General features: G+C 32.6%; 23 protein-coding genes. 4 read left to right on the top strand and 19 right to left on the bottom strand.

Translation table 11 applies throughout. The features are described 5' to 3' along the window. Positions 1-208: 208 nt before the first annotated feature. The 11 genes from NG806_RS03490 to NG806_RS03440 form a co-directional block, all read right to left on the bottom strand. On the bottom strand, positions 209-1384 hold the full coding sequence (locus NG806_RS03490) for a multidrug effflux MFS transporter (RefSeq protein ID WP_261511993.1): 1176 nt from the start codon (positions 1382-1384) through the stop codon (positions 209-211). Between the two features lie 121 nt (positions 1385-1505). Then, the gene (locus NG806_RS03485; RefSeq protein WP_214825647.1) at positions 1506-2327 is read right to left on the bottom strand and encodes a helix-turn-helix domain-containing protein; all 822 of its coding nucleotides are present in this window, start codon (positions 2325-2327) and stop codon (positions 1506-1508) included. Between the two features lie 8 nt (positions 2328-2335). Next, a complete protein-coding gene (gene rsgA / locus NG806_RS03480; RefSeq protein ID WP_214825648.1) occupies positions 2336-3262 on the bottom strand; it encodes a ribosome small subunit-dependent GTPase A in 927 nt (308 codons plus the stop codon). A 122-nt stretch (positions 3263-3384) separates the two neighbouring features. After that, complete coding sequence (locus NG806_RS03475) at positions 3385-4464, bottom strand: chorismate mutase (protein WP_214825649.1); 1080 nt, start codon at positions 4462-4464, stop codon at positions 3385-3387. A gap of 403 nt (positions 4465-4867) precedes the next feature. Next, the gene (locus NG806_RS03470; protein ID WP_261511991.1) at positions 4868-5341 is read right to left on the bottom strand and encodes a hypothetical protein; all 474 of its coding nucleotides are present in this window, start codon (positions 5339-5341) and stop codon (positions 4868-4870) included. Positions 5342-5487: 146 nt separating this feature from the next. Further along, on the bottom strand, positions 5488-6573 hold the full coding sequence (gene dnaX / locus NG806_RS03465; protein ID WP_214825651.1) for a DNA polymerase III subunit gamma/tau: 1086 nt from the start codon (positions 6571-6573) through the stop codon (positions 5488-5490). A gap of 88 nt (positions 6574-6661) precedes the next feature. Next, positions 6662-7300 (bottom strand): TetR/AcrR family transcriptional regulator, encoded by a 639-nt coding sequence (locus NG806_RS03460; RefSeq protein WP_214825653.1) that lies wholly within the window; start codon positions 7298-7300, stop codon positions 6662-6664. A gap of 6 nt (positions 7301-7306) precedes the next feature. After that, positions 7307-8563, bottom strand: a complete 1257-nt coding sequence (locus NG806_RS03455) for an aminotransferase class I/II-fold pyridoxal phosphate-dependent enzyme (RefSeq protein ID WP_214825654.1) — start codon at positions 8561-8563, stop codon at positions 7307-7309. Positions 8564-8815: 252 nt separating this feature from the next. After that, positions 8816-9571: an SDR family oxidoreductase gene (locus NG806_RS03450; RefSeq protein ID WP_261511989.1), complete on the bottom strand. Its 756-nt coding sequence runs from the start codon at positions 9569-9571 to the stop codon at positions 8816-8818. Between the two features lie 57 nt (positions 9572-9628). After that, positions 9629-10024, bottom strand: a complete 396-nt coding sequence (locus tag NG806_RS03445) for a helix-turn-helix domain-containing protein (RefSeq protein ID WP_214825658.1) — start codon at positions 10022-10024, stop codon at positions 9629-9631. A 97-nt stretch (positions 10025-10121) separates the two neighbouring features. After that, a complete protein-coding gene (locus NG806_RS03440) occupies positions 10122-10874 on the bottom strand; it encodes a response regulator transcription factor (RefSeq protein ID WP_261511988.1) in 753 nt (250 codons plus the stop codon). A 104-nt stretch (positions 10875-10978) separates the two neighbouring features. Here NG806_RS03440 and NG806_RS03435 point away from each other — a divergent pair, with 104 nt between their 5' ends. Beyond that, a complete protein-coding gene (locus tag NG806_RS03435; RefSeq protein ID WP_214825661.1) occupies positions 10979-11626 on the top strand; it encodes a DUF1349 domain-containing protein in 648 nt (215 codons plus the stop codon). Between the two features lie 65 nt (positions 11627-11691). Here the strand turns inward: NG806_RS03435 and NG806_RS03430 are convergent, their stop codons facing one another. From NG806_RS03430 to NG806_RS03420, 3 genes are all read right to left on the bottom strand, one after another. After that, a complete protein-coding gene (locus tag NG806_RS03430; RefSeq protein ID WP_261511987.1) occupies positions 11692-12564 on the bottom strand; it encodes a LysR substrate-binding domain-containing protein in 873 nt (290 codons plus the stop codon). A gap of 92 nt (positions 12565-12656) precedes the next feature. Beyond that, on the bottom strand, positions 12657-12866 hold the full coding sequence (locus NG806_RS03425; protein WP_251040463.1) for a hypothetical protein: 210 nt from the start codon (positions 12864-12866) through the stop codon (positions 12657-12659). 268 nt (positions 12867-13134) lie between these two features. Next, the gene (locus NG806_RS03420) at positions 13135-13344 is read right to left on the bottom strand and encodes a hypothetical protein (protein WP_261511986.1); all 210 of its coding nucleotides are present in this window, start codon (positions 13342-13344) and stop codon (positions 13135-13137) included. A gap of 575 nt (positions 13345-13919) precedes the next feature. On the opposite strand from NG806_RS03420, the gene NG806_RS03415 reads away from it, so the two are divergent. Further along, the gene (locus tag NG806_RS03415) at positions 13920-14255 is read left to right on the top strand and encodes a hypothetical protein (RefSeq protein ID WP_214825668.1); all 336 of its coding nucleotides are present in this window, start codon (positions 13920-13922) and stop codon (positions 14253-14255) included. Here the strand turns inward: NG806_RS03415 and NG806_RS03410 are convergent, their stop codons facing one another. From NG806_RS03410 to NG806_RS03390, 5 genes are all read right to left on the bottom strand, one after another. Further along, positions 14256-15830, bottom strand: a complete 1575-nt coding sequence (locus NG806_RS03410) for a Na+/H+ antiporter (protein WP_214825670.1) — start codon at positions 15828-15830, stop codon at positions 14256-14258. A 138-nt stretch (positions 15831-15968) separates the two neighbouring features. After that, on the bottom strand, positions 15969-17384 hold the full coding sequence (locus tag NG806_RS03405) for a carcinine hydrolase/isopenicillin-N N-acyltransferase family protein (RefSeq protein ID WP_261511985.1): 1416 nt from the start codon (positions 17382-17384) through the stop codon (positions 15969-15971). A 39-nt stretch (positions 17385-17423) separates the two neighbouring features. Continuing rightward, complete coding sequence (locus NG806_RS03400) at positions 17424-18107, bottom strand: TapB family protein (RefSeq protein ID WP_261511984.1); 684 nt, start codon at positions 18105-18107, stop codon at positions 17424-17426. Between the two features lie 99 nt (positions 18108-18206). After that, positions 18207-18914 carry a LytR/AlgR family response regulator transcription factor gene (locus NG806_RS03395; protein ID WP_261511983.1) on the bottom strand — a complete coding sequence of 236 codons (708 nt, stop codon included), beginning with the start codon at positions 18912-18914 and terminating at the stop codon, positions 18207-18209. Continuing rightward, positions 18911-19984 (bottom strand): sensor histidine kinase, encoded by a 1074-nt coding sequence (locus NG806_RS03390; RefSeq protein WP_261511982.1) that lies wholly within the window; start codon positions 19982-19984, stop codon positions 18911-18913. The genes NG806_RS03395 and NG806_RS03390 overlap by 4 nt, the downstream gene beginning before the upstream one ends. Before the next feature lie 160 nt (positions 19985-20144). Between NG806_RS03390 and NG806_RS03385 the strand changes: the two genes are divergently transcribed. Together NG806_RS03385 and NG806_RS03380 are read left to right on the top strand one after the other, a co-directional pair. Beyond that, on the top strand, positions 20145-21347 hold the full coding sequence (locus tag NG806_RS03385; RefSeq protein ID WP_214825679.1) for an MFS transporter: 1203 nt from the start codon (positions 20145-20147) through the stop codon (positions 21345-21347). A 152-nt stretch (positions 21348-21499) separates the two neighbouring features. After that, complete coding sequence (locus tag NG806_RS03380; RefSeq protein WP_214825680.1) at positions 21500-21904, top strand: hypothetical protein; 405 nt, start codon at positions 21500-21502, stop codon at positions 21902-21904. The last annotated feature ends 45 nt before the right edge of the window (positions 21905-21949 follow it).

Below are 21949 nucleotides of genomic sequence, written 5' to 3'. Positions count from 1 at the left end.
TGGGTTTTTTATTATGAATACTCATAAAATTTCCTACTAACCTTTGCGAAAAAATCCCCAAAATCTTCGCCTAAAATCCAAAAAAGGTAAAAATCAATAATTTATTGTTCAAAAAATGCTCTCAAATATGATAGCATAAATGGCATAATTTCATTCAGAATTACTCAATTTTGTCATAAATTATTCATTTTGAATTAATATTTATGTATTATGCCAAAACTTTTTTCCGGGAAAAAGTATAATAAGCAAAATATACTGCAATTGCTGCAAGTAAAATACGCGCAATAATCATTGGCATGACCGATTTAGATTCTAAAAGACCAACTAATGCTGACATTAAGAAAGTAACCATCAACTGCATAAACCCCATTAATGCCGCAGCTGTTCCACGTCCTTCTTTAAAAGGAGACAATGCATGTGCCGTAGTAATAGGAAACAGAAGACCTATTGCTATAAGGGAGGAAAATAAGACTGCTACTTCCAAACCTACATTCAACTGCACTATTGATACTATCAAATGTAGGCAACTCATAGAAAGAAGCAAAATTGCTGCAGATAATAAAATTTTCGTATCCCTTATCCTTTGCGTTAATTTCGGTGTTATATATGCAGCAAATATCAACGCCATCGAATTAAAAGCAAATATAAAGCTGAATACTTCACTGGAGAACCCATGAATTTCCATAAATAGTAACGGAGCATTGGAAATATAAATAATCAATGAAGCAAAAGCGATACTTCCAATGATGGTATTGCTTATAAAATCTCCATTTGAAATGATAATTTTTAACTGATGTTTTAATTTAGTTTCAGGCGATGTTATCCTTGAATTGGTTTCCGGCACATACTTAGCGACCAGTAATAAGGTTAAAGCTCCTAAAATACTTAAGAAACTGAATGCACTGTTCCACCCCCAGAATCTAAGAAATATACTTCCCAAAAGCGGCGCTACAATGGGTGCGATCCCACTTATCTGCGATTGTTTAGAAAAAATAGTTACTGCCTTTTCTTTGTCATATAAATCGATCACAATTGCTCTGCCAATAACGATACCCGCACTTCCTCCAAAGGCCTGAAGAAAACGCATCATCCACAATACATAAATATTTTCAGTGAAAATAATAGCAACTGCTCCCACAATGAAAAGAATTAAACCACAATAAAGCATTGGCTTTCTTCCTTTTTTATCGGATAATGGTCCCCACAACAGCTGTCCAATAGCAAAACCTGCAAAAAAAATGGAAATAGAAATTTGTATGTGGCCAATATCTGTCTGAAAGATTTTTGCCATACTTGGAAAAGCAGGTAAATATAAATCGATACTCAAGGACTCAAGGGTGTTCAAAAGAGCTAAAATAAATACAATAATACTCAGGTTTTTCATAAAGAATTTTTAAATCATTATTCGCCAACATTATGACTTCTACGATGTGCAAAATTCTTATAAAAAAAAGGAAGACCCAATAAAACAACTGAGGGGATACCAGCACAAACTGAAGATTTCCTTAGAATTGATCTTTTATACTTTTAAAATGTTCCGGATTATATCCTGTTTGCTTTTTAAAAAACCTTGAAAAATAAGAAGCTTCATTAAATCCTAATTTAAAAGCAACTTCTTTTATCGTTAAAGCTCCAAAGCTTAGTTCTCTTTTAGCTTCCAGTAAAATCCGTTGGGCAATCATCTTTTTCACTGTAGTTGCCCTTGAAATACGAACAATATCATTAAGATGATGAGTGCTTACATTAAGTTTTTCTGCGTAAAACTTGGTTTCCCTTTCTGTGATATAATATTCTTCAATCAGAACAATCAGGTTTTGAATGCGCAGTTTATCATTCACTAAAGATTCCTGCGAGGTAAGATCTTCAGTAATAATGATGCAAAAAGCTTTAAGATAAGCTTTGATCAAATTCATACGGGAACTTCCATGATATTCCTGCTCAAGGAGTTTTATCAGACCATGACAGGTCTTTTGACTTGCTGTATCTAAAAAGAAAGGCTGCGTGCCACTGGTTAAAATAACCTCTATCTCACAAATTTCCTGAAAAATTTCTCTACTGATGGCAAAAACATAGCCTTTCTCACCACGAAGCTTCATATTAAATACCTGCCCCGGAGCTATAATGCATATCTGATTGTTTTTGATCGTGTAGTGCTCAAAATCCAACTCCAGCTGGCTGTCTTCTTTAACCTTATTGAACCAGAGGATTTCAAAAAAGTTATGCCGGTGAATATCATCAAAATTTTCGGGATGTCCCCCTTCCAGGGTTGTCAGCTGAAATTCCTGATATGTTAGATTATGGATAGGAATATGTTTTTCCTGGCTCATGAAGAAGATTATTTTTGAGAAGCTTCTTCTGCTTCATCCATCAGTTTTATATATGTAGAATATCTTGAATACTGAATCTCTCCAGTTTCAATCGCATCAAGAACGGCACATTTTGGTTCATTAACATGCATGCAATTGTGAAATTTACATTCTTTTCTTTTTCTAAAAATTTCAGGAAAATAATGCTGTACTTCTTCTTTCTGGATATCAATCATCGCAAACTCTCTCACGCCTGGTGTATCTATTACATTCCCGCCAAAAGCCCAAAAATGCATTTGAGCAAAGGTGGTAGTATGTTTTCCTTTAAGATGAGAATCTGATATTTCAGAAGTTTTTAAATTCAGTCCTGGTTGTAAAGCATTCACTAAGGTAGATTTCCCACATCCTGAATGCCCAAAAAACACCGATGTTTTATCTTTTAAAATCTCCTCTAAATCTTCTAAATTAAGCCTTGAATAAGAAGAAATTTCTAATGAATCATATCCAATTTCCTGATAAGTAAATTCGATATCTTTTACGATCTCTATTTCCTCTTCATTTAAGACATCTATTTTATTGAATAAAATTAATGGTGTTATATTATAAGCTTCACAACATGCCAGAAATCTATCTAAAAACCCCAGGGATGTTTCAGGATGCTTAAGTGTAAAGATAAAGCATGCCATATCAATATTGGATGCAATAATATGAGCTTCTTTTGAAAGGTTAACAGATTTTCTGATCAGGTAGTTTTTACGTGGTTCTATTTTAGTAATCCATGCGATATCATCCTGTTCAAGTTGAAATTCCACATAATCTCCTACAGCAAGTGGATTGGTAAGACGGGTTTTTATCAGTTTGAATTTTCCGCGAATTCTGGCCTCGAAAATTCTACCGGTTTCCATTTCCAAAACCTGATACCAACTTCCTGTAGATTTAATTATTTTTCCTTTCATATTTTATTGACTGCAAATATAAGGAATTAGGGCTTAGGATTCAGGTTTAGAAATATAACATATAATACTATTATTTTCCATCCCTAGTTCCTAAGCCCTAAAAATATTAATCCTGTTTCTAATTATCTGTCGATCATAATATTATTCTGTACTTCAATAGATTCTTCGTGAATCGCTTTGAAAACTTTCTCAATAAATTCCTGAGACATTCCTGTTTCTTTAGCTTTCTGAGTAGCATATTCAGTAATTACTTTCCACCGTTCAGGCTGGAAAATAGCGATATCATTTTCTTTTTTAAGTTTACCAATCTTTTCAGAAACTTTCATTCTTTGAGAAAGCAGTTCGATTAATTGAAAATCGAGATCAGAAATTAATGTTCTGTGTCTACCCATTTCTCCATCAAATCCTGCTAATCCAGAGTTTCTTATTTTCAAATTACCTATTAATTCCGCTAAAACTTCCGGAGTAATTTGCTGTGAAGCATCGCTCCATGCTTCGTCAGGATTACAGTGACTCTCGATAATAGCTCCCTGGTAACCAACATTCATAGCTTCCTGGGTAACATCTGCTAATCCTGTTCTGTTTCCACAGATATGAGAAGGGTCAATTAACATTGGAATATTTGGAAACTGACTTTTAAAATCTAAAGCAATCTGCCAGTTAGGATTATTTCTGTATTTAGTTTTTTGGTATGTTGAGAAACCTCTATGAATAGCACCAAGATTTTGAATTCCTTGTCCTAATAGTCTTTCTAAGGCTCCTATCCACAAAGCTAAATCTGGATTTACCGGGTTTTTAACCAATACTGTCTTCTCAGTTCCTCTCAAGGCCATTGCAATTTCCTGAACTGTGAATGGATTTACAGTAGAACGTGCTCCGATCCAAAGAATATCTACATCTGCTTCTAATGCTGCAAAAACGTGATGTGCATTAGCAACTTCTGTAGCGGTTTTAAAGCCATATTCTTCTTTTACTTTTTTCAACCAGTTTAATCCGATCACTCCTACTCCTTCAAAACCATTGGGTTTGGTGCGGGGTTTCCAGATACCAGCGCGGAAAATAGGAACCTGAGCATTTGTTTCTCTAATTCTTTTTGCCGTCTCCAACATTTGAGCTTCACTTTCAGCACTACAAGGTCCAGCAATCATTAATGGTTGTGAAAACTCATTAATCCAATCGTTTTTTAAATCTTTTAAAGTCATATTGTTAATTTATTTTTTATTTTTAATATTATACACAAATAGTTCTTCCCTTATAAAATTTACTTTATAATTCTTTTCAAAAAATGCCGTTTAAAAATTTTTAATGGGATCAGGAATTAAAATGAGAAGACCTTTTATTCCTATTTTTTGGAAAGAAATTTAATTAGTAATACCAATAAAATCGGTAATAACTTCTAAAATTTCTATAATAAGTAGCCGAAAAGCTAAAATAGCCGCTAAAATAATCAGCGGATATAAAACCAAAAAGGTTTAAAGTAGACAGATATGGGATAAATAATTTTTCCACTTTATACTGTGAATCGTCTATTTCTAGCTTTACAATTAATAATTTGTTTTTGTCAAAAACTTATTTTAAACAAAAATATTTGACAAAGATATAAAATTATGACAAATCAAACTTCATTAAATCATCAAGATCTTTTAGTAAAGGATTTTTCTCTATAAACTTTTCAAATATCTTTTTCTTCGTAACAACCTCTATCTTAAGATTTTGAATGTCTTTTTTATAATCAATTTCAATAGAATAATTAAGTACTTTTCTTTTAAAATGATTGAAAAATTCGCCACTTATTTTATCAAATTCAACTTTTGCGGAGTCCGAGGGGTATAAAACCTGAACATTACTCTCGTCAATTTTAACCAGTTTAAATGATTTAACAGCATTATAAACAACGGCTTGTTTGAATTGGATTTGTTTCAAGAACAAATTCCATTCCATTAGCAGATCTGTTTCCGTAAAATGATGTTGTGGCAGATTATCTGTTTTAGTAACAACCGTTTCTTCTTTCTTTTCTTTTTCCTCTTTATTAATGAAGGAATTAATACTGAATCCAGATGAAAAACCTTGCTTTGACAAGGGTTTGGATGTTTTTTTAACAACAATTTCCTGAGGAATATCACCTGAACCAGAAGGTTGTTCAGTTTTTTCTTCTTTAATTGGCTGTGGCTTCTCTTTCTGAGGAAGTTTTATTTCCTGTTTTTCACTAAGAAATGGAGCTAATATTATAAACTTTTTTTTTTAGCAACGTCTCCTTGAGCCGTCAGAGAAGACAATTGCATTAATGCAATTTCTACAGTAAGTCTGGGATTTTTAGAATTTTTATAATTAATATCCGCATGGTTGCAGATCTCAATAGCATCAATCAATTGTTGTGCATTCCATTTCTGGCTTTGCTCAACAAATTTAATCTTTGTTTTTTCACCTACCTCAATTAAGTCGATTGTTGAAGTATTCTGAGCCATCATAAGATCTCTGCAGTGATTTCCTAATCCTGCAATGAATATATGAGGGTCAAAGCCTTTCTTTACAATTTCATTAAATGCAAAAAGGACTTCTGGAATTTTATTTTCTTTAGCAAGATCTAAAATATTCAGATATTGGTCATAGTCCAGAATATTAAGTACTTCTGCTGCTTTAGCAAGTGTAATGTTCTTTTGAGAAAATGTAGAAAGTCTATCAAAAATAGAAAGGGCATCTCTTAACGCACCATCTGCCTTTTGTGCAATAAGATATAAAGCATCGTCTTCATATTGAATATTCTCTTTTTGGGCAATAGTCCTCAAATGCCCTTGAATATCTTCTATAACGATCCTTTTAAAATCATAAATCTGACAACGGGATAAAATCGTAGGAATGATCTTATGCTTTTCCGTGGTTGCCAGAATAAAAATTGCATGTGCAGGAGGCTCTTCAAGTGTTTTAAGAAAAGCATTGAAGGCTGCAGAAGACAGCATATGTACCTCATCAATAATATATACCTTATACTGGCCAACCTGAGGTGCAAAACGAACCTGATCGATCAGTTCACGAATATCATCAACTGAGTTATTAGAGGCAGCATCAAGCTCATAAATGTTATAAGCAAAACCATCTTCTGAAACGGAACCATCTTTTTCGTTGATCTTTCTGGCCAGGATTCTGGCACATGTAGTCTTACCAACACCACGAGGCCCGCAAAATAGCAAAGCCTGCGCTAATTGGTTCTCTTCAATTGCATGTTCTAAAGTATCTGTAATGTGGGACTGCCCAACAACAGTGTCAAACTCTTGTGGGCGATATTTTCTTGCAGATACTATGAAATTTTCCATTGGTCAAAAATAAGAAATATACTTCTAATCTGAAAGCCAAAAGTTTTCAAATTATCCACAAATTTATTTTTAATCAAACCGGTAAATCTTATTGATCATCTTTTTTCTGGTAAGCAAAATCTATAATATCAACAATAGCTTTCTCAATTTCAGATCTTCCTTCATCGGTCTTCATATTAAGTCCACAAAATTCAGTTGCATTATATGCAGGATATAGATTTAAATAATAAGCTCCTGAAACAATCAAAGCCATAATTGCTCTAAATCTCTTTGCATTTTTTCCAAAATAAGGATCTGTAACATTTTCGAATAAATTAGCTCCTACATCTTCTCTTTCCTGTACTAGTTTTCGAAGGATCGGTTTACTTTCTGAAAGCTCCCAAAGGATGATTTTCTGAAGTTCTTTATTTTTCTTTAAGCTCTCAAACTGAGTAAGAATCCCTTGTGTTAAAGCCTCTTTACCAATAGTAGTAGCTTTTTCTTCTTCTATATTGGGGCTAAACTTGCTCCAATAATCCTGAGACTTTATATATTCATCAATAAGTTTATCAGTACTACCAAAATACTCATAGATCAGTTTTTTATCAAATCCGGCTACAGCTGCAATTTTACTTACTTTCAGGCCTGAATAACCTTTTACTCTCAAAATTTTACCAACTGCTGCAAGCAGTTTTTGTTTTGTTTTCTCTTTGTCCCTAATGGGACCTTGCACCACTTTTCTAGGCATAATTATTTATTTTTTCGCAATATGCAATTTTTTATTAATATCATCAAATACATTGAGTGTTTTATCTAGATGTTCTTTTTCATGTCTTGCCGTTACACTCATTCGGATACGTGCATCTTTCCTCGGCACAGCGGGATACATAATAGGATTCGTATAAACTCCTTTTTCAATTAATATTCTACCGATATCCCACATTTTACTTTGATCTCCTATTTTCACAGGAATAATAGCTGAGCAGGTAATTCCGGTATCCAATCCCAAATCATCGAGTCCTTTTTTAAAATAATTGATATTATTCCAAAGTTTTTCTCTCCAAATCGGTTCTTCATCTATCAAATCAATAGCTTTAACTATTCCTGCTGAAGAAGGCGGTGCTGTTGCGGAAAAAATTTGCTGTCGGGATTGAAATTTAAGAAATGATGCTATTTTTTTATTAGCGATCACAAATCCTCCAAGGTTACCGAAAGTTTTACTAAATGTACCAGTTATAAAATCTACTTTATCCAGCAAACCTGCCTGCTCAAGGGTACCTCTTCCTGTTTCTCCTAAAATTCCAACACCATGTACATCATCTACCATGATATAGGCGTTATACTTTTTCACAAGATCATATATCTCATTGATGCGAGAAGTATCACCATCTTGTGAATAGACACCATCCACAACAACAAGCTTCGTACGGTACATATTTTCAGATATCTTCAAAATGTGTTCCAAAGCTTCTAAATTATTGTGTGGAAATGTTTTTTTATTTGTAAAAGCACATCCTTCATGAACGCTGGCATGTACAGCCATATCTAAAATTGCAATATCTTCTTTCTGCATTAAAATCTGTAAAGTTGCACTATTCGCCGTATACCCGGTCGTAAATAATACTGCTTCATCTTCATTTCTCCCAAAAAAACTAGAAATTCTTTTTTCTAAAGCATAGTGGTAATCGAAGTACCCACCAATAAGCGGTGTGGCTCCTGTGCCTGTTCCATATTTTTCAATCCCTTCAATAGCAGCCTGCTTTATTTTCGGGTGTTGTGTAAACCCTAAATAGTCACTGGAAACAAAGCTTACATACTCCTTATTTTGGTTGGCAATATTTATATTTAATGTTGCATTGGTTCCCGACGTATTTTTCAATCTGTAATTCATGTGTCCTCTGGACTTCATATGATCTAGAAATTCATAAAAATACTCTGCTCTTTGATTAATATCGTAATCTGGAATGTTCTCAAAATCCTTAAAAGTTGCTGTTGCAAAATTAATATTCATCCTTTAAATTATTAGTTGTTTAGTAAACAAATATATAAATATTTCACATCGATTACTTTTAATTTTCATCGAAAATATATTATGTATATAACATTTTAACCTTATTCATTGAAAATCAAATAATTTAACAACATAACCTATTTATATTAATTTATATTAACAGCTATTGAGGTCTATCCAGGGGCATTTAAACAGGTATAATAAAAAAAGCGACAGTTTTCACAATCGCTTTTTTCATCATTTTTTGGTCACTTATCTGGTGGTATATCCTCCATTTGCAAATATGGTTTGGCCTGTAATCCACCAGCCATCACTTACTAAAAATTCTATTAATGGTGCTATATCTTTTATATCAGTTAAGCCTCCTAATGCAGAAGCAGATTTATGATAGTTTACAGCATCATTATTTTCTTGTCCGTAAAAGAAAGGAGTATCCATTGGTCCGGGTGCTACGGCTGTTACGGAGATCCCACGATCACCAAATTCTTTGGAAGCCATTCTAGTAAAATGTTCTACAGGTGCTTTTGCTCCTGCATATGTTGAGTACAACCCTGTGTAAGCAGCTAATAATGATGTTACAATTGTACATATCTTACCATTGTCATTTAATTTTTTACCGGCTTCCTGAATAAAGAAGTATGCCACTTTAGAATTAATATTAAACATGGAGTCATATTCTGCTTCAGTAGTTTCTACAAAGGGTTTCTTAAGAACCATTCCAACTGTATTGATGGCAATATCAATCCCACCGTAGGTTTTTACCGTTTCATCAAATAATTTAGTGATATTATCAACTTTTGTAAGATCTCCCTGAAAAAGAAAAGCTTCAGCTCCTAAAGCTTTGACCTCCGCTAACGTTTTCTCACTTTCCTGTTTTGAACTTTCACTGTTGTAATGAATAGCAAGCTTTGCTCCTTTTCTGGCAAAATCTCTGCTTAGCAAGCCACCAAGGTTCTTTCCACCACCAGCTATTAATACCACCTTTCCTGTTAGGTCATTTTTCGACATAATTATGTATTTTTTAATTAGTATGTCTTACAAATATGATTATTAGCGATGATGTTTCTATGGTGAACTTTTCGGTAATTTATTCTGATTTATGTTTCTATACTCTCCTGGAGTCAGATTCGTCCATTTTTTGAAGAATTTGGAAAAATTGGAAGGATCATAAGTAAATATTCTGGCTATTTCTGCAATGGACCGATCAGTTTCTGACAGCATGATCTGAACCTGTTCAATAATTTTAGTATCGTAAAAATGACAAGGATGATTTCCTTTTTCTTTTTTAACCGTATCGGTAAGGTGTGTATGAGAAATCGCAAGATGTACAGCTATTTCGTTAAGTTCCATAAATTCAGAAGTATTACCAGAAATAACATTCTGAATATGCTCATCTAAGAATGCCAGATACTTATTGGTAATTTCCTCTCCTCTCTTTACATTTTTTTCTTTTTTCTTCATATACGTAGCTTTATGTCTTTTACTAAAAGTACGAATTAAAAAAAAATATACCGAATATATATGGTGAACTTTTATGAAGATCAGAACACTCTATTAATTAATGAAAGCTTTCATTAAAGGCCTTTATTGAATTTTTTACTTTCAGTTTTTCAAGAATATTCTGTCTATGGCGGCTAACTGTATTAACGCTTATAAATAGGAATTCTGCAATCTCCTTACTGGTAAAACCCTCGCCTACAAATTTCAAAATCTCTAATTCCCTTTGCGACAAAATATTCCTGTAGTTAAGTTTATCCTCTACTACTACTTCTCCTTTTACAGAGTTTACAATGAGAAAATCTGAAGGTAAAAGAATTGACTGATCTATGGAGATACTATACAGACATAATGCAAATCTAAGTTTTCCGTTGTATGGTGAATACACATAGAACATCCTATGCTGAACAAATTTATATTCCTCATTTTTGTCTTTTATCCGTATTCTCGACAAAACACTATAATCCTGTCGTGCTTTAGGTTTCAATGAATCCATGAGTTTGAAAAATCTTAATTCGTGAATGTATTTTTTAAGCTTATCATCAGGATGTATTTTTTTTAATATCTCCTCTTCCCAAATGGAATCGATGAGCATAGGATTTTCATCCACATTTAAACCTAATTCGAAAGCTGTATTGGATTTATAAACATAGCTCTTATTAGCCTGCATGTCGCTTAATACTGAAATTGCATTTTCGATTTGAGAATACATCAGAGCAGTATTCTTGTAAGTATCAATACCCAATAAACATTCATTGCTTTTATTTAGATCTTTGTTCAGCAATTTTTCATTCAACGTTTCTACAATCTTCATAAAATGGTTATTTATCAGTATTGATGATAATATGGTTAAGTTATACTTTTGCTAAATTAATAATTTACATCCAGTTATACTTATAACAATAGATATTTGTAAAGATGAAGAGAATAATTTTAAGTTTTTGTGCAGTACTTCTTATAAATAAGAGTTTCGCTCAGACATTAGAAAAAATGACATGGTTTAATGAACCTGAAAAATGGGAAGTTAAAAACAATACTCTATCAATGTTTGTTACTCCACAAAGTGATTACTGGAGGATTTCTCACTACGGTTTCACAGTAGATGATGCTCCCTTTTATTATACAACCTATGGTGGAGAATTTGAGGCTAAGGTAAAGATCAGCGGAAATTATAAAGCAAGGTTTGATCAGATGGGCCTGATGCTTAGAATAGATAAAGAAAACTATATCAAAGCGGGAATTGAATTTGTAGACGGAAAATATAATTTAAGTACTGTGGTAACTCATACAACCAGTGACTGGAGTGTGATCACTTTAGACAAAACACCATCAGCAGTCTGGATAAAAGCAGTAAGAAGACTGGATGCTGTAGAAATCTTTTATTCTTTTGATGATAAAAATTACATCCTGATGCGTAATGCCCACCTTCAGGACAATATCCCTGTTATGGTAGGACTCATGGCTGCATGCCCGGACGGAACAGGTTTCAACGCTACATTTGAAAATTTCAAGGTAAAACATTTGCCTGATGAGCGTCGTTTAAAATGGCTTGAGAACAATAAATAACGATTGAATTACACTTCAATATACAGTCAATTTTTTTTTAATTACCTCTCTTTTTGGGAGGTTTTTTATTGATCTGCCTTTAAGAAATCATAAAATACTTTTGCTGCCTTTTTTGTATAGGCATCTTTTAAGGATACAAACATAGCAGTCCGTATCATATTTTTTCCTTTAATGGGAATGGTAACCAGTTGATCCTGATCTATTGCAGTAGTTTCTGCTAAAATAGTATGCCAATTTCCACTTTTAACAACCTCTAATAAAGCCGCAACATCATTTATTTCCATTAAAACATCAGGTTTAAGTTCATTACTTTCAAATGCTTTCATTACAAACTTTGTGGTACTATATCCATTTGTTGGCATAGCAAGAGGAAGGCCTACAATTTCTTTAAGGGTCACGTTTTCTTTATTTGCGAGAGCAGAATTTTTAGAAACAACCAAAGTCATTGGTGAAGTAAAAAGGGGTATATAACTGAAGAGCTGTTCTCTTGTCCCTTTCGCAAAAGTAAGGGCAAAGTCAAGCTCCACATGATGAAGCTTTTCCATGAGTTCCGAAGTAGTTCCGAATACGATGTTAATTTTAACATGGGGATATGTATCTGAAAAACGAATCAGTGCTTTAATCAAAATTGACCGCAGACCATAAGTAACGCCAATCGTCAGCTTTCCGCTTTTCAATTCTTCCAGATCCCGCAGTGCCAATAAGCCCTCCTGAGACTTTAAAAGAGATTTTTGAGCATATACTCCAAAAACCTTACCCGCCTCTGTAAGTGTAATCCGTTTTCCAATTCTGTTGAATAATGGAGTTCCTAATTCTTCTTCCAGCTGTTTGATCTGTTGTGAAAGAGTACTTTGGCTGATATATAAATGATTAGCAGCTTCCGTGAAATTAAGTAGTTCTTTAGCTTTTAAAAAATATCGTAGCTGTCTAAGTTCCATTTACAATTGATTTTAGAATGAATATTTCTAAGAAAGAATTACAAATTTAGAAAATAGACAGCTTACAAATCTATTTCATTAAAATAAAACAATTAGCGTTTTTTAAAACTCTTGGAAAGTGATAGTTCTGAAGCTTTATCGTCTTTAAATGTAAGTGTTAAAATAATTCTTTTCCCTAACCAGGTTTTTCCAACTTCATAGTTCCAGACATCCTCCTCAAAACGATTCAAACCATACCCCATTTCTTGTCCAACTTCATAACGGGTCATACCAATTAAATTAATAAATAGTTCTTTTTTCATCATAGTGTTTTGCCTTGGATCATCAAAACACAGACCACAACAGGGCATAACATACCAGTTTTTATAATAATTTTTTTAAAATTAAATTACTAAAAAACAGTTGATTAACCTTTTTATAAAAATGTTAAAAAAAAATAAATTAAAAAAGATATAAATTGTTAAAAGTGTGTATTATTGGTCATTTTGGACGATGTTTTTACCTAGACTTATTTTAACATATTTTAGAAAATAAATTTTGATAATTGTAGATTACATCAAAATAAAACGTTTAACATTTTTTGAAACTTTTAAAAAATGTTATTTCCGAAGCTTTTTTTTCCTTGAATTTAATGGATAGAATAATTCTTCTTCCTATCCATGTTTTTCCAACTTCATAAGTCCAGATTTCATTAGCTGGAAAATTAAAGCCGTCTCCTATTTCTTGGGTAATTTCATTACGTGTCTTTCCAAGCAAATGCTTGAACTTTTCTCTCATCATTGTTGTGTGTTTGCCAATCATTATCAAAAAAGAGACCAAAATAAATACGACATCACCTCTCAATTCGACAATAAATACTTCATTCTTAAATAATTAATTTTTTACTTTTATTAAATATTATGGATGAATTATTTTACTCAAAATCAATTTTTTATTGAATAAAAAGTAAGGCTGAAAAATTTCGATGGGGAACTAAGTAATTTTCAGCCTTAAACATTTGTACTTCTAGAAAAGTGTATCTAAGTGATTTGCTTTTTTATTAATATACCATCCCTCTAAAATGACATTGTTTTAATAGCAGAAGCAATAATACAAAAGTATAATGATAAGGCTATAGAAGAAAATTATTTCTATAGAATAAAAATCACAACAGGTAGAAATAGTTCTACATAAAGGATAGTTTTTATTTGAAATTTGCTAGTTCATTGGTAGTGATTCAACAAGAATTTTTCAAAAAAATAACATCTTTTAAATTATTTAAGTATTTTGGTTAACTTTTTGAAGTCTAAAAATTAAAGTAATATATAATTATCTGTTAGAAAAAATTATTAATAACTAAAAACTATTGCCAAATTATGATTTTTGAAGACGAATCACATTCAGTATTGCAGGACAAACATAATTTATCGTTTGTAAAAAATATTATTAATTTTCACGGAGATAAATCATTAATATTAAATTCTTTACAAAAGATAAAGAATTGTACATTATGTGAATTAAAGAAAAAAATAATTGATAAGTATATTAAAGATTACACGCAGCATTTAAATCAATACATAGAAAATGAAGACCTCAATGCAGTACCTGAAACTTATAAACTGTCTCCTGCCTATGCGAGACAATCTTACAATAAAGTTTTAAAAGAAAATGAATATCTACAAAGACTTTTATCAATCATCAATATGGATTGATTAATGGGTGTATTTTATTCTTTCTTCCTCCAGATCTATTCTCATTAAATGTTTTCTGATGACATCTTCATCATACTTATCACCATGATTCTGATCAACAAGCCACATCCTTTGCTGATTTAGGATATCCAAATATGCAAGTTTAACTTCCGGAGAAACTTTGATCTGAGCATCATCACCAATCTTCCCTTGCCATTTATCATGGATATTCTGTAAGAACGGACTTATAGCAAGCATCTCACCGTAATTTTTAGTAATGTGTTCTAAAGTATATTGAGCCATATTCCTTTTGATCAATTCATCAGCTTCTTCATCGGGTAGGTGATCATTAAAAGATGGCATATTCACTTTTTTAATTATATAAGGCAAAGTAAGTCCCTGGAGTAACAGGGTCGTTAATATAACAATGAAGGTAATAAATAAGATCAGGTTTCTTTGTGGAAAATCTGGCCCACCCGGATATAAATGAATTGGAATCGAAAGTGCTGCAGCTAAAGATACTACCCCACGCATTCCGGTCCATCCCAAAATAATTGGAGCTTTAAAACCGGGACTGGCATCAGCTACCGTGATATAATTACGGGCAATTAAAGTGATGATTACAGCTCCATAAGCAGACAAAATTCTCACAAAGATCAAAACCCCGGTAATTAATAATCCATATCCAATTGCAGCAGAAAGACTTACCCCTTCTAATCCTGAAGTAATTTCAGGTAGATCTAATCCTATCAACATAAACACCAAACCGTTCAGTACAAAAGCAAAGCTTTCCCATACATTGATTCCCCGTAACCGTGATGAGGCGCTTAAAATACGATGTCTATGGTTAGATAAAAGTAAACCACCACTTACTACAGCCAAAACTCCGGAGCTGTGTACTTCCTCAGCACCGATATACATGATATACGGAGCAACAATCGTAAGGATAGTATCCATATTGGCATCTGTAGGAAGATACTTATGACCTTTCATAAAAACCCATCCTATCAGTAAACCAATTCCCACTCCACCAATAACCATCCAGGAAAAACTTAATGCTGCTTCATGCCAAATAAACTGTCCGGTAGCGACAGCAATCATTGCAAACCGAAGAATTATAAGTGATGATGCATCATTCAAAAGACTTTCACCCTCTAAAATAGATGACATCCTTTTAGGAACTTTCACAAATTTCAGAATAGCACCTGCACTTACAGCATCCGGAGGAGAGACAATTCCTCCTAATAAAAAACCAAGAGCCAAAGAAAATCCGGGTATAAAGTAATTAGCAACAAAAGCGACGGTAATTGCTGTAAGAAAGACAACAATAAAAGCAAAACTTCCAATAACCCGTCGCCATTTCCATAATTCTTTCCATGAAATGGACCATGCTGCTTCATATAATAAAGGAGGAAGAAATATAATAAAGATCAGTTCAGGATCAATCTTTATAGCCGGAATGCCAGGAATAAAACTAATTAATAATCCAGCAATCACTAAAAGTACCGGATAGGCAACTTTTATTTTGTTAGCCAACATAATCAGCAATATAATGGCTACAATTAGTGATAAGTAAAATGGGAAATTTTCTATCATTTGTGTTATGTTTTCAGTATTGCAATGATAATGATTTGCAGACTTTTAATCCAAAAAAATCTTTACATTTTGCAAAATTACTACGAATTTACACAATAGATTAATTTTAATCTTCTAATCGATTTTAAAATGAATATTTTAAAGGAATAAAAGAGAATTAATGTGATCTCCTTTCCAAGTATACAAGTAATTAACTGGATCTGGAAGGTAATACACATCATCTACTAAAAATTTATATTGATGAATTCCTTCAGGTATATCAACTTCGCAATACCAGTATCCATTTTTCTTTTCCATCTTTACAGGACTTTTAAGCCAGTCTGTAAAATCGCCGATAAGCTTTACATTTTGTGCTCCACTCCATTCATTGATTTTAAATATCACCTTTTGATCTTGTCTTTTATAAAACAGATTGGCAAGATAATCATCCTTATGATGTTTAAGAACTGTATCAAAGTAAGAATTACTGATGGAAAAATCATGTCTGGACTTATATGCAATTCCTAACCAGTTGCTGATGTCAACACTTTTTTTCTCATATTTCTGTAGATTAGAAAAAAACTGAATAGCATCATCTGTTTTGTTTTCTTTCAATAAATTGACACCAAACTGTACTGCCTCATTATTTTTGAAATTATAAGCTTTGTATGCGCTTTTTCTCAGTTCATTATATTCATTAATAGCGCCTGTGATTCCTTTTTGTTCGTACTGATCCTTCAATATTTTGGATAGCCCTAGAGGGAAATAAGCTGTTATATCTTTAGAATGTTTTCCTTTTTTAAGTTCTTCAGTAAGATTAATGATCCTGGGGGTTTTAAAATCATTTTTATAATACAGGATCATTTCCCTGTTTTTTAAGTTAACGACCATTGAATAATTGGTGACCACATCGCCAGGCCACTTTTGAGAAGATTCTTTAAGAATGTCGGAAATATTATTTTTATTGTAGTGTTTGAAAGTATCTAATTTCGAGTACGCTGTTTCTCTTCTCCAGCAAGCTTCTTTATGTCCGTTAGCGATACAGTAATTTGTTAATGTAAAATTTCGGTCTGTCTTTTTAATCACGTAATTACCATGAACGGTAGCATAGTTTCCAGTAGCATCACCAATAAAAAGCTGAGCTCCGGAAAGTTTGATAAGATTAAACTGATTGATAAACATTAATGCTTCTTTAACAGTCTTACAGGTTTTCAAAATATCGTTGACTACCTCCTGCTCTCGTGTCTTTTTTGAGGGATCAGCAATAACAGGAATATTATCAATTGCTGTATAATCAAGGAAGAGTCCATACTCATTAAGTCCTCCCTGCGGATATTGCCACATTACAGGATCATATCCTTCATGTTTTTCGGACCAAAGCATATATCCAAATGAATTATTTTCTTCAGGGAAATACCAAAACCTATAATTCATATCGGGGCTTTCGTCTTCATTGTTTCCTATCCATACCTGTTTTCCATCATTAGCCATAAAAATGGTACAGGCCTTCAAAAACGAAACACTGAAAAAAAATAAAGAAAATATAATATAAATTCGGGTTCTGATGGTATTCATGTTTACTATCTGTACATGTTAATTTACATCTTTTATTTTTCACTTTTGCTCATTCTCTCCCTCTATTGAAGATAGAACAGCGTATTCTTCCAGCACTCCTCCCTTACTATAAGATTCTTTTTTTACAATACCGTATCCAGGTGTAAACCATTCTATTATTTTCTTATTTAAAGGTATTGAAATCCCTGCTATATTGTATTTTACATTTAAATTATATTGTATTTTCTCCGTCTTATAATCTCCGGTGGAAGTTTTAATGATCTCCTGCCCGATCACTTTTCTATCAATAATGCTATAGAAAATCTCGATTTTTCTCTCACTAACACTTATTTCAAATGATTTGTTAATATCTTCACCAAGTTTCTGCCCGATTTTCATATCTGAAGGATAGGATAGATAAGTTTCAATACCAGGCAGGGTAGAAATAGGAACATTAATTTTAAGATTGTTTCTGATGCATAAAGTACGATTTGGCAATTCTTCTTTTACATTACCCTCAGGATTATAATTGACAATCGAATTATCAGATAAGGCAATACCTTTTCCTAAGCTTACATTTTTTATAATCTCTATATTCTTTCCTAAGATATTTCCTTTAGAATCATATTGTATAAATGTGACTACTCCATCTTTTCTGAAATAATAAAAAGCAGAACAATTTTGTGCAGAAAAGCAGGTATTTCCCAGCATAATAAATAAAATATAACCTCCGAAAATTTTCATGACATCGTTTTGGTTCTTGAACAAAAATATCAATTGACATCAAAACTGAGAGCTCATTTTATACTTAGGCCGCTATTTTTTATACAAAACCGAGAGGTATTATTTATTGATGAAATTATTTATAAATTCATTTCGATAGGTAGTTCCTAAAGGCAGTTCAATTCCATTAAGATGAACATTATGTGAAGAGACAGAAGTTACATGGTGATAATTGACAATATATGATTTGCTGATCCTTTTAAAAAACTGTGGCGGAAGATTAGAAAGTATTGTTTTAAGATTCATTGCAGTTATAATTTTATTATCCTTACTGTTGATGACAGAATAATCCTTCATCCCTTCAATAAAGAGAATATCTTTATGTAGTATTTTGTAAATTCTGCGGTCAGCTCTTATAATAATACTGTTTTCTTCAATAGATTCAAAGCTGCTTTTTTCATAATCTTCGGAAAGAAAATAACTAAATTCAATTGCCTTAGCCACCGCTTTTAAAAATCGATCTTCTTTAATAGGCTTCAAGAGATAATCTACAGCATCAATTTCATAGCTTTCTAAAGCATATTGGGCATGAGCTGTGGTAAAGATAACCAGTGTTTTTTTTGGAATACTCTTCGCAAAATCAATTCCATTTGTTCCAGGCATTTCGATATCCAGAAAAACCAGGTCAACTAAATTATTTTCCATGTATAATTTAGCTTCATTAGAATTCTTAAAATGTCCTTTCACAATGAGATCGGGAACCTTAGCAATTAAATTCAGTATTCCCTGTCTTGCGATAGGTTCGTCATCTACAATAATACAGTTCATAATGTTAAGTTTAATTCCACTTTAAAGACATTATCTTTGTTCTCTATCTTAAGATCATGCTTCTGGGGAAAAAGCAATTGTAGTCTTTTTTTGATATTCGTAAGTCCAATACCTTCATTCTTTTGTTTTTGATTAGTATCTGAATTTGTGGAATTGATACATACAAACTTCAAATTATTATTTTCAAGATGGAAATTTACCTTTACAAGAGGGTTTTCATTATCGATATGCTTTACAGAATTTTCTACAAAAGGAATAAAAAGCAAAGGTGGAAGAAAGATGTCTTTTTGTGATCCCGTAAATGAAATATCATATTTGAAATTATCCTTCCTCAATGATTCTACAAAAAGAAAATTCTTTATAAAAGTAACGTCAGCACTTAGTAAAATAGAATCTTCAACCCCATCGTAAATCTGATATCTTAATAAGTCAGATAAATTGATAATGAGCTTGGAGGCGAGTTTGGGATTAGTATCTGTGAGAATATTAATATTGTTCAGGGTATTGAATAAAAAATGCGGTGAAATCTGATTTTTAAGTATCGAAAGTTCATTTTGAAAATTAAGCTTCTGAATCTGATTTAGTTTTTCAAGGTGTATGATCAGATATTGAAAAACTTTTATGGCCGTTGTAAAAGAAATTAAAATGATAAAAGTGGTTAAGAAATAGATCAGTCCTGACAACCAATTTTGGCCTAAAGTTGAATCTTTTGAAACCCTGTAGTCAGAGAGTAAAATCTCTGCAGAGCAAATGATTAAAAATGTAATAGCACCTATCATAAGTACAGCAAGGACATATTGATATACTTTCCCCTTTAATAAAAGCTTCGGAACAAGGAAATAAATATTAAAGTAGAAAACAAGCATAATGTAAATAAAATCAACAATACCTGCGTAGAAATTAACTTCAGCCGTATATCCACGGTCTTGCGGATTGATAACATACAGTAAAAGAAAAATAGTAAATAGAAGCGCATGTCTTAAAATACGGTATTTCTTCGATAACAAAAATAACCGCCACAACTTTTGTTTTCCAAGATCACCACCAGTTTCTATAAGGGTTTCCTCCATTTGTATAATTAATAAACTCAAAACTACGAAAATTCCGAATCTTTACAGTTGATCGGTTTCAACGATCAATATTATCGAAAATAAACGTTTTATAGATTAAAAAATTATCAGGAAATTTGTATAACCCTTTACAGACATTAATCAAAAGGATATTAGACTTATGAACCTACCTGAAAAAGCACATAAAAAAGACAAACGTTTTCAATATATCAAATTATGTATTTTTCTATCCGGATTATCTGTATTTGCTCAACTCTACCTTTTTCAACCTCTTCTTCCTCTTGTAGCAGATCATTTTCATACTACTGTTGGAGATAGCTCTTTACTTGTCTCATCATCTACAATAGGAATGGCTGCCGGTCTTTTTTTCTTTGCCTTTAATGCAGATCGCTATTCAAGAAAGGGGCTTATGGCATTTTCACTGCTATGTTCTGCCTTACTGACCATTATTTCGGCATGGATTCCCAGTCTGAGTCTGTTGATTGCAATTGGTATTTTAAAAGGTTTTGTTATTTCGGGTGTTTCTGCGGTAGCCCTTGCCTATCTTACAGAGGAAGTTCATGCTTCTGTTGTGGCTCTTGCTATCAGTATGTACCTGAGTGGAAATACGATTGGCGGCATGAGTGGAAGAATATTCGCCACACTTCTTGCCGGAGAGCTGGGCTGGCAGAATGCTGTACTTATCATCGGGATTGAAAGCCTTATTCTGGGATTAATATTCTGGAAATTATTTCCGGGATCAAAATTCTTTAACCCACAAAAGGTTGACTACCATTTGAAAATAAAACAGATGAAGAAATTCCTTACAGATCCTTATATGCGTCGATTGTATTTTGTTGCAGCTCTTCTGATGGGAGCTTTTGTAAGTGTATACAACTATCTCACATTTCGTTTAGAGGCAGCTCCTTTTTCTCTTAATCATTTTTATATTGCATTTATCTTTCTGATGTATACTTTTGGCGTTTTTGGAACGATGATCACCAGTCGCTTATCAAAAAGGATGGAACAGAAAAGTATATTAAAAGCGTCAATTCTATTTATGGTTGCGGGAATTTTATTATTACTTTCTGAAAATATATATATCGTAATTTTTGGACTGGGATTATTTACATTGTCATTTTTCGCTGCCCATACTATGGCCAGTCAGATGACGGCACTTCGTGCCAAGGATGGAAAATCTTCTGCTACTTCAATGTACTGGCTTTTTTATTATTTTGGGTCTAGTATCTTAGGAAGTGGTACAGGCTACCTACTCCATGCTACTTCTTGGAGTTATTTTATTATATTTCTTATCATTGCAATACTTGCGGCATATTCATTAACATCACTGAAATTTAGCATAATCAACAAAATTCAACCCTAAAAACGATTTATTTTAAGCTATATTTAATAATCCATAAAAATTAACCCTATATATTAACAAATATTTAAATAAAATATATTCTGTAAGGCATAGTATTTGCAACTGTATTCACTACCACATCATTTTTAATAACCTCCTTAACACTAAATATTATGAACGTTGCAGACCTTAAGATTAGAAATTTAGTAGAGTACAAAAATCAAATTTTCACTATCACAGAGATATTTCAAAATAATACGAAAGATTATTTTGTAAAAATTGAAAATGATATTCATAGTATTTCTGCTCCGGCAGATGCCATCAACCCTATCCAGATCACTGAAGAGTGGTTGGAGCAATTTGGATTTTCAAGAACATACAGTTCGGAACAACGGATTCGTTACGAACGACCGGAAGAGTTTATCAAGTATGATATTGACTTGAGTCCGAAGAAGATTGTTGAGGGACTAAAAATTTATGGTAATTCTATCCGATGTAAATATATCCACGAGTTTCAAAATATATTCTCATGTTTATTTGGAAAAGAAGCCTTCACACGAATTCAGATTCATCAATAAATTGGATTACAAGGACAACTATAATAAACCCACAACTTCAAAAAG

Source organism: Chryseobacterium paludis, assembly GCF_025403485.1.
GTDB lineage: Bacteria > Bacteroidota > Bacteroidia > Flavobacteriales > Weeksellaceae > Chryseobacterium > Chryseobacterium paludis.
This window is presented reverse-complemented; position numbering and strand designations above follow the sequence as displayed.